The sequence below is a fragment of the uncultured Cetobacterium sp. genome (genome assembly GCF_947038635.1).
Classification (GTDB): domain Bacteria; phylum Fusobacteriota; class Fusobacteriia; order Fusobacteriales; family Fusobacteriaceae; genus Cetobacterium_A.
Map to the genome: position 1 here is coordinate 1 of NZ_CAMQXC010000082.1, position 9,970 is coordinate 9,970.

General features: G+C 28.4%; 10 protein-coding genes and 1 tRNA gene. All 11 read right to left on the reverse strand.

All coding sequences use genetic code 11. The features are described from left to right. Positions 1 to 88: 88 nt before the first annotated feature. On the reverse strand, positions 89 to 1,273 hold the full coding sequence (locus tag Q0V08_RS08310) for a L,D-transpeptidase family protein (RefSeq protein ID WP_297433830.1): 1,185 nt from the start codon (positions 1,271 to 1,273) through the stop codon (positions 89 to 91). A 10-nt stretch (positions 1,274 to 1,283) separates the two neighbouring features. Next, entirely contained in the window at positions 1,284 to 2,729 is a 1,446-nt protein-coding gene (gene gatB, locus Q0V08_RS08315; RefSeq protein WP_297433832.1) for an Asp-tRNA(Asn)/Glu-tRNA(Gln) amidotransferase subunit GatB, read from the reverse strand. Then, on the reverse strand, positions 2,729 to 4,174 hold the full coding sequence (gatA, locus tag Q0V08_RS08320) for an Asp-tRNA(Asn)/Glu-tRNA(Gln) amidotransferase subunit GatA (protein WP_297433835.1): 1,446 nt from the start codon (positions 4,172 to 4,174) through the stop codon (positions 2,729 to 2,731). Before gatA ends, gatB begins: the two co-directional genes overlap by 1 nt. Positions 4,175 to 4,195: 21 nt before the next feature. Continuing rightward, a complete protein-coding gene (gene gatC / locus Q0V08_RS08325; protein ID WP_297433837.1) occupies positions 4,196 to 4,486 on the reverse strand; it encodes an Asp-tRNA(Asn)/Glu-tRNA(Gln) amidotransferase subunit GatC in 291 nt (96 codons plus the stop codon). A gap of 18 nt (positions 4,487 to 4,504) precedes the next feature. Then, a complete protein-coding gene (locus tag Q0V08_RS08330; protein ID WP_297433846.1) occupies positions 4,505 to 5,209 on the reverse strand; it encodes a pseudouridine synthase in 705 nt (234 codons plus the stop codon). Next, positions 5,196 to 5,729, reverse strand: coding sequence for an SMC-Scp complex subunit ScpB (scpB, locus tag Q0V08_RS08335; RefSeq protein WP_040406658.1), 534 nt, complete (start codon positions 5,727 to 5,729; stop codon positions 5,196 to 5,198). Before scpB ends, Q0V08_RS08330 begins: the two co-directional genes overlap by 14 nt. Positions 5,730 to 5,743: 14 nt before the next feature. Further along, positions 5,744 to 7,240 carry a hypothetical protein gene (locus Q0V08_RS08340; protein WP_297433839.1) on the reverse strand — a complete coding sequence of 499 codons (1,497 nt, stop codon included), beginning with the start codon at positions 7,238 to 7,240 and terminating at the stop codon, positions 5,744 to 5,746. An 11-nt stretch (positions 7,241 to 7,251) separates the two neighbouring features. Continuing rightward, positions 7,252 to 8,298, reverse strand: a complete 1,047-nt coding sequence (locus tag Q0V08_RS08345) for a rod shape-determining protein (RefSeq protein ID WP_023051969.1) — start codon at positions 8,296 to 8,298, stop codon at positions 7,252 to 7,254. Positions 8,299 to 8,319: 21 nt separating this feature from the next. Then, entirely contained in the window at positions 8,320 to 8,898 is a 579-nt protein-coding gene (locus tag Q0V08_RS08350) for a Maf family protein (protein WP_297433842.1), read from the reverse strand. Further along, complete coding sequence (locus Q0V08_RS08355) at positions 8,828 to 9,703, reverse strand: hypothetical protein (protein WP_297433844.1); 876 nt, start codon at positions 9,701 to 9,703, stop codon at positions 8,828 to 8,830. Before Q0V08_RS08355 ends, Q0V08_RS08350 begins: the two co-directional genes overlap by 71 nt. 126 nt (positions 9,704 to 9,829) lie before the next feature. Then, positions 9,830 to 9,912, reverse strand: a tRNA-Leu gene (locus Q0V08_RS08360). Positions 9,913 to 9,970: the final 58 nt, after the last annotated feature.

Here is a 9,970-nt window from a genome sequence, read left to right on the forward strand (position 1 = left end):
TCTCTATTAATTTAACAAATTTATTATATCATAGAATAGAAAGTTATGCTATTTTTATAAGAAAGGGTGAGCTTTCGCTCACCCTTTACTAAAATACTATAACCATTACATTTTCATCTGGTCTTTGTTCATTAGATTTTCTATTAACTTTTCCATTTGTTACCCAATCAAAAAGGAACTTAATATGTGACTCCATATTTCTAATACATTTTCTAGTTCCCTCAACGGTTCCTAATGTTCCATCTTTTTCTCTCAAGAAAAAGTCTCTATTTATATTTTCTTCAAAGTTAATTGGTGTTCCATGAATGTATCCTCCACCTGAAAAACGTATTGCATACTTTGCCATTCCAGCTGCATTATTATACTCATCCCTGTATCCCATTTCATACTTTAATACTGGAACTATGAAATATCCTCTAGGAGTTTCAAATCCTAAAGTACTCTCCATACCAGTTTTATTTAATGTATAAGAAATTAACTCCCACTGACCTTCAGAATTCTTTTGGAAAATACCTTGATTTTCATTTTCTAAATCTATTACAATAGCTTTTCTAAAGTTTGCATTAACTGCAGGATATCTTGTGATAGCATTTTTACTTACTTTTAATGGTTTTTCTGCAATTGAAAGAGCATTTACATACACATCATTACCACTTGTAGATTCAATTGACATTAATGATCTATCTGGTATAAATATTGTTTCACCATTATAGCTTGCTCTAGCATTTTGATCTGCTGAAACTCCATACTTATCTTTAATTCTACTCATATTTTGGTTACTAGGATTTGGAACATATGTATTTATTGATACTAATTCTTTTCCCTTTGCCGCTTCTGATTGTAAGAATTGAGATAATTTATGTACTCTATTATTCATCTCTTCAAATTTAAATCTTCTTAATGTTACTAACATTGCCGAGATATAACCTTCAACTCTATTTCCATTCTTATCTTTTAGCTCTACTTTATACCATTCATTTTTATTTGATTCAACTTTCTCTAAAACCTTTAATTTTGTATTAAATGGAAATCTTACAATCTCTTTAGAATATATTGATGAATCTTGTCTAATGGGTGCATCTACACTTTTTATAAAAACATAGTTTAAATACTCTGGCTCAGCCTCATTATTCATTATATTTACGTGAACACTCATTGGTATTACATTTTCGTACTTCTCTTTTAACGTTTTAGTAACAGCATGAAGTGGTTGTGATAAAAAAGTAAGTCCTAAAATCATAATCCCTAAAGAGATTAATTTGCTTTTTTTCATTATAACCCACCTATTTTAATTTCGATTCCATTAGTTCTGTAACTATCTTAGGATTTGCTTTTCCTTTTGACAATTTCATAACTTGTCCAATTAGTCCTTTTAAAACTCTAGGTTTTCTACCTTCATCAGAATTTTTAAAGTCCTCTACCATCTTAGGATTTTCAGCTAGTACTTGATCTACTATTCCCTCAATCTCTCCTAAGTCAACAACCTGTATCATCCCTTCCTCTTTTACTATAACTTCTGGATCTCTACTATCGTTTAATTTTATAGTAAATAACTCTTTAGCTATTTTAGAAGAGATAATCTCTTTTTGAATAAGATTTATTATTTTTCCTAAATCTTCAGAATTTATTTTAGATTCCTCTATAGATTTTCCACTCTCTTTTAACTCTCTTAAAACTTCTGTCATTATCCAGTTTGATGAAAGTTTAGCGTTATTAGTAACTTTTACTACTCTTTCAAAATAATCCGCTAACTCAATCTCATCTGTTAATATATTTGCATCATATTCTGGTAATGCATAAGTTTCAATAAATCTTTTTAATTTTGCTGATTTTGATTCAGGCATTAATTTTTTTACTCTTTCAATTTCATCATCTTTTATAACAAGCTTTGGAAGATCTGGTTCAGCAAAGTATCTATAGTCCATTGCATCTTCTTTACTTCTCATTATTCTTGTTACTTGAGCATCATCATCCCAAAGTCTAGTTTCTTGATCAATAGTTCCACCATTCTCAATAGCCTCAATTTGTCTTCCTATCTCATAATCAATAGCTCTTGCAACTGCTTTAAATGAGTTTAAGTTTTTTACTTCAACTCTTGTACCAAAAACTTTACTTCCTTTTTCCATAACAGATATATTTGCATCACATCTTAGAGATCCTAATTCCATTGATACATCACTTATTCCAGTGTATTTTATTGTACTTTTTAAAAGATTTAAATACTCATAAGCTTCTTCAGAACTTCTTAAATCTGGTTCAGATATTATTTCTAAAAGAGGCATTGATGCTCTATTGAAGTTTATTAGTGATTCAGAACCTGCATGTATAGATTTTCCTGCATCCTCTTCTATTTGTATTCTAGTGATTCCAACAGTTAACTCTCTACCTGAGTTTAACTTTACATCTAAAAATCCTTTTTCACAATATGGTTTTTCAAATTGAGTAATCTGATAGTTTTTAGGCGTATCTGGATAGAAATAATTTTTTCTATCAAATCCACTTACATTATTAATTTTACAGTTTAAAGCTAGTGCTGCTTTTACTGCATATTCAACTACTTTTTTATTTAACTTTGGTAACGCTCCTGGATGTCCTAAACATATTGGACATGTATGCGTATTTGTTGGTGAATTATCATAGTCTGCACTACATCCACACCAAACTTTTGTTCCTGTTTTTAATTGAAGGTGTACTTCAAGTCCTATTACCGATTCCCACTGTCTCGCCATTACACTCTCTCCTTTATCGCTTTTTCAAAAGCATCTCCTGCTTTTAAGATATCTTTTTCTCCAAATGCTTTTCCTAATAATTGTATTCCAACTGGTAATCCTTCAGTCATTCCTGCTGGTATTGAAATTCCTGGTATTCCTGCTAGGTTTGCTGGTATCGTAAAGATATCCTCTAAGTATAGTTCTACTGGAGTCTTTTTAGCATCCAATCTAAAAGCAGGTCCTGGTGTTACTGGAGTGAATATAATATCAACTTTTTCGAAAGCTTTATCAAAATCATTTTTTATTAATCTTCTAACTTTTTGAGCTTTCTTAAAATATGCATCAAAGAATCCTGCGCTTAAAACATATGTTCCTATCATAATTCTTCTTTTTACTTCATCTCCAAATCCTTCACTTCTAGATTTTGTATATAACTCATCTATATTTGAAGCATTCTTTGTTCTATGTCCATATCTAACACCATCAAATCTAGCTAAATTTGAACTAGCTTCTGCTGGAGCTAATACATAGTATGTTGGAGCTGCATATTTTGTATGTGGTAATGATATTTCTACTATTTCTGCACCTAAAGATTTAAAAGTTTCTAAAGCTTCATCTACAACCTTTTTTACTCCTGGATTTAGTCCCTCTATGAAGTATTCTTTCGGCACACCAATCTTCATTCCTTTTATATCTCCAGTTAAATAATCTAAATAATTTGGAACCTCTACTTCTTCAACTGTAGAATCATAGTCATCTACACCTGCTAATGTATTTAAAGCCAAAGCTACATCTTTAACTGTTTTAGCAAATGGACCAATTTGGTCTAGAGATGAAGCAAATGCCATAAGACCATATCTAGAAATTCTTCCATAAGTTGGTTTTAATCCAACTACTCCACAAAATGATGCTGGTTGTCTGATACTTCCACCTGTATCTGATCCCAGAGATATATAACATTGATTTGAAGCAACTGATGTCGCTCCTCCTCCACTACTTCCTCCAGGAACTCTATCTAAATCCCAAGGATTTTTAGTTGTTTTTTCATAAGCAGATGTTGTTGTTGTTGAACCCATAGCAAATTCATCCATATTTGTTTTTCCTATTATTATTGCATCTGCATCTTTTAATTTTTTTACAACTGTAGCATCATATATTCCTTCATATCCTTCTAATATCTTAGAAGCTGATTGTGATGGTTCTCCAATTGATACCATATTATCTTTTATCGCTACTGGAATTCCTGCTAAAGCTCCTACAGTTTCTCCGTTTTGTATTTTATGATCAACTATCTTTGCCTCTTCTATCGCTTTTTCTTTTCTAAGAGATACAAAACTTCCAATCTCACCATCAGTTTCTTCTATTCTATCAAAAATAGCTCTAACAACCTCTTCAGATGTTAATTCTCTATTTAATATTTTTTCTTTTATTTCAAAAGCTGTTAACTCGTATATCTTTTTCACAGAAAAATCCTCCTTTAAAATTTATTCTCCAACTACCTTAGGTACTATTAGTGCTCCATCCTCTGAAGCAGGAGCATTTTTCATAGCTTCCTGAACAGTTAGAGACTCTCTTATGATATCTTCTCTTAACTTAACTCCAGTTTCATGAATTTGTACTAATGGTTCCACCTCATCAGTATTTATTTCCCCTAAAACATCTATATACTCTAATATATTATTTAGGTCTGCTTGGAATCTTATAATTTCCTCTTCATTAAATTCTAATCTTGCTAATTTAGCTACATTTAGAACATCTTCTCTTGTTAAAGACATCTATCTTCCTCCTATATTCTATAATGATTTTAAATACTTTACCTCTTGTGATGTTAGTTTTCTATATTTTCCTAACTCTAAATTTCCTAAGTTTATTTTTCCAATAGCTTCTCTTCTTAAATATACTACTGGATGTTTTACTGCATCAAACATTCTTCTAACTTGACGATTTTTACCCTCTCTAATAGCTATTATCACTTCACTTCTACCTTGAGCTCTCTTTAATATCTTTGTTTTAGCTGGTAATGTTTGTCCATCTTCTAAGTTTATCCCTTTTGCTAATTTTGAAAGGTCTTTATCTCTTATTTCACCTTTTACAATTGCAAAGTATTCCTTATAAACTTCTCCTTTTGGATGTATAACTTTATTGAAGATATCTCCATCATTTGTCAAAATTATAGCACCTTCTGTATCAGCATCTAATCTTCCTATTGGATATAATCTTTCCTTAGTATCTATTAAATCTGTAACTGTCTTTCTTCCTCTATCATCTTTTGAAGCACTTAAAACACCTTTAGGTTTATTTAATAAAAAATAAACTTTGTTTTCTGATTTTGGTTTTTCAAATAACTGTCCTTTTATATAAATTTTATCATTATCCGTAACTTTTTGTCCTGGTGTTACATCATTTCCATTAACTTTTATATCCCCGTTTTCAACAAGCTTATCTATCTCTCTTCTTGACGCATAACCACTCTGTGCTAAGTACTTATTTATTCTCATTGGTTCCATTTAATTTCTCCTTCATATCCTCATATTGTGGTAGTTCTTCTACCGATGAAATCCCTAGGTAACCTAAAAACTTATCTGTTATTTCATATAAATTTGGTCTTCCTATAGTTTCTCTTTTTCCACAAATTCTTATAAATTTTCTTTCCTCTAAAGTTTGAACTACTCTATCTGTGGAAACACCTCTTACTGCTTCTATTTCACTTTTAGTTATAGGTTGACGATAAGCTATTATTGATAATGTTTCTAAGGCAGCATTTGATAATTTTTTAGGTTTTACATCTTGTTTAAAATATAGATTTACTATTTCTCCGCATCTTGGATTTGTTATTAAATAAACAATCTCTTGATCTATTTCAATATTTATTCCTGTATTAAATCGCTCTTTTTTTAACTCTTCTAAAATTTGTAGAATTTTTTCTATAGATACTGAAAAAAACTTACTTAAATCTCTTATTTTTATTTCGTCTCCACCTAATAAAAGTATTGACTCTATCTGTTCCTTTATACCAATTATTTCTTCTTTAATCATATTAATCCCCTATATTGAATATTTATCAAATATAAATATACTTCTTCTAAATCTAATTCATTATATTTTTCATTATAATTGATAAAATAATCCATATTATAAAATATTTTATCACTTTCAACTGTATAATTATTTTTATATAATAATAGTGATAAACTTAAATTAGCTTTACTATCTATATTATCATCTTTTTTTAATAATCTAATCAAATTTTTTGTATTTTCTAATAATTTATTTATATTTTTTATTTGACTCTCTTGTGATAAAATATCTAAATATTTTATATAGTTATTATTTTTTATAATTCCAGAAGAATTCAGTATTTCTTTTTTTACTTTTCCACTTATATCTTCTTTCATTAATTCTATTTCATTAAATAATAACTCATTTTTTTCTAATTTTTCTATCTCTAATAAAAAATTATAAAATACCAGACTATTTTCTAACCAATCGCCCTCTTTATTTTTTATACTTTTATAAGATTCCTGAATATCCTCTTGAACTTTTATAAAATTATTTTTTAACAATGTCTTAGCATCACTATTCTCTTTCAAATTAGATAATTTTATATAGTAATAATATGTGAACATATTTTGAATACTATCGCCTCTATCAAAGTTAAATTCTGGTATCAATCTTTCTCTATTTAATATACCATTTAAATATATGACTTTCAATTGCTCCATATACTTTGCTCTACTCATGTTCATATTTAAACTATTTTGATTACTAAAAGATATCAAATAAAGTTTTTTTATTTGGTTAATAACTGTATCTCTTAAATAATAATATTTTTTATTAAAGTTATTCCAAAACTTCTTTTCTCTAGCCATAACTTCCGTAAAAGAAATATTTGAAAATTTTGGTTTCTTTTTACTAAACACTATTTCTAAAGAGTCATCTTTTTTGTTCTTAATATCTTTTACTAAGTATATTCGCTCATTTAATCCTTTTAATAACGTGGTTTCCAATGACTTCACTTTAAAGTTTTCAAAATCTCTTTCTGTTGCTACGAGAATATTAGATTTATCATCTTTAGAAAAATTCAACATATCATATTTATAATATCCATCTTTATTTTCAATATTCCCTTCTAAGATTAATGGAGAAAACTTATAAACTAGTTTATATGGCTCATTCCATTTAATACCATTTAAATTAGTATAAATAAACATATCATTCTTATTTTCATTGGATAATACTATATATGATTCCACAATATTATCATTTATATTGTATTTCATATAAAAAATATTTTTACCATCTATAAATTTTGTTTGTGTATAATAGTTTCTTGCTCTATATATTTTATAATCTTTTATTAATAATATTTGTAAATTCGATAGTACATCTTTACTAAACTCTCTAGCTTTTACATTTGTTAAAATATTATTTTTGCCATCATAAAAAAGAGCTATCTCACCATTTGTGATGAGATAGTTCGCTCTCAATATTGAAGATACAAATAAAATTAGTAATATTATTCTCTTCATAGTGCCTCTTTTTAATAGTCACTTTCAGGAGAAATTAAAACTCTTTTATATTTATCAAATTCTTTTAAAAGTTGTTGAATTCCATTTACAACTGCATTTAAAGGATCTTCTGCAACAGTAACCTCTAAACTTAAGCTTTCAGCTATTCTCTTATCAATTCCTCTTAATAGAGCGCCTCCCCCAGCTAAATAGATTCCTTTTCTTTTTATATCAGAAGATAATTCTGGTGGAGTTTTTTCAAGAATACCTTTTATCTCTTCTATTATTAAAACTACAGCTTCTTCTAAAGCTTCAGCAATTTCAGATGAATAAACTTTTACATTTTTAGGTAATCCACTTAATGCATTTCTTCCACTAATTTCAATAAAGATATCCTCTTCTAAATCTGTTACTGCTCCAACAGCAATTTTTATCTCTTCTGCAGTTTTTTCTCCAATAAACAGATTATGTTTTTGTCTAATATAATCTATAATTAAAGAATCAAATTTATCTCCAGCTATTTTTAAAGATGATGTTTTTACAATTCCTGCTAACGATATAACTCCAATCTCTGTCGTTCCACCACCGATATCAACAACCATATTTCCTTCAGGCTCAAATATATTTAATCCAATTCCTATTGCTGCTGCCATCGGCTCTTCTATTAAATAAGCTTCTCTTGCTCCAGCTTCTCTTGTCACATCCATAACAGCTCTTTTTTCTACTTGAGTAACTCCAGCTGGAACACATATAATAACTCTTGGACTTGATAAACTTTTTCCTCTATTTACAATTTTATAGAACTCTCTTAACATCTTTTCAGTTATTTCATAATCTGCAATAACTCCATTCTTAAGAGGTCTTATAGCCTCAACTGTATGAGGTGTTCTTCCTATCATTTGTTTAGCTTTATCTCCAACTTCGAAAATATCTTTTGTTTTTGTATTAATAGCTACAACTGATGGAGCGTTCATTATAATTCCTTTATTCTTTACACAGATTAATGTATTTGAAGTTCCTAAATCTATTCCTAAATCATCTGAAAATATACCTAAAACTTTTCCAAATATTTTTTTCATTACAACTCTCCTTAAATTAATTTATATTTTATTTAAACTTTCTATTGATATTTTTAAATTATTTAAAGTTTTTATAAAATGATTTATTGGAAACCCCATAATTGCAAAGAAATCTCCATCTATTTTATCTACAAAAATAGAACCTAATCCTTGAATTCCATAAGCTCCAGCTTTATCCATAGGCTCTCCACTCTTTATATACCATTTTATCTCTTCATCATTTATTTGTTTAAAATAAACTATACTCTTTACAGAGTTTGTTATTTTTATTTCTTTTTCTAAATTTATTAATGTATATGCAGTTATTACTTCATGACTTTTTCCAGAAAGAGATTTTAACATTTTCTCAGCATCCATTTCATTCTTCGGTTTTCCCAAAATTTTCCCATCTATCACAACAACTGTGTCAGCTCCTACAACAAATTCTTTTGGATTTTCTACAGCTACTGCCATAACCTTTTTTAAAGAAATATCTTTTATTTGTTCTACAATCTCTACTTTATCACTTATCTCTTCTATATCTTTACTTTTAATTTGCAGCTGAAATCCCAACTGTGCTAATATCTCTTTCCTTCTCGGGGATTTGGATGCTAATATCATCGTCCTCATCTATCCTTTCTATATCATCTATTTTATCTTCTACAGCTATATTTTCTAAGTTTTCTTCAAATTCTTGAGAAATATTTACTTGTAATACCAAGTCATTTTCAGAATTTTCTTCTAAAATAACCTCTTCTACTTCCATTTCTAAACGATCTTTTTCTTGATAAGCTTTTTGAATATTACATATTTCATCATAGATATCTTTTTCTAACTTAGCTTGTTTCTCTAACCTAATTTGTTCCTCTTTTAATCTTCTTTCTTCTCTAATTCTAAGAATTTGTCCTTTGAAAAAATTAATAACTGATAAAATTAATTTTCTTATCATCTTTCCACAAATTACAATAACAGAAAGAAAAATTATAAAAATCAAACTACCTGCAAACACATTAGCTTTAATATTTGGAAATATCTTTAAAAATGTATATAATTCAATATAACCTAAATTAATGTTTAATAGACCAACTTGAATAACATATTGTTGAACTGTCTCCATCGTTCTTTCCGTTTGCTCTTTTAAACTATCTAATAAATAAAGATAACCTGTAGCTATTCCTAAAATAATCATAAAAAATAACCTTGTTTTTAAAACAACTCTTTTATTTGGATTTTTCATAAACATTGAAAACCCATATCCTACTAAAAATATCCATAATAATTTTTCATATATTCCAAAATACTCTTTTATATATAAATATATATTATTTATTTGCAAAAAATTAGGATAAAAGTACCCTAAAAAAAAGTAAATCAATGAAATTATATATATATATTTAAAACTAAATAACCATTTTATTTTTTTCATTCGAGCACCTTTTTATTAAACTTTTTTCATATTATTGTACCATAGAGATATATAGTTTTCAAGCAATTAAGAGTGGGATAAAAAAAAAGTAGACTTCATTGAAGTCTACTGTTATTAGTCATAAAGTGGTGCGAGAGGAGGGACTTGAACCCTCACGTCGAAACGCCAGATCCTAAGTCTGGTGCGTCTGCCAATTCCGCCACCCTCGCAAGTGGTGCCGCTTATCGGAGTCGAACCAATCACCTACTGATTACAAGTCAGTTGCTC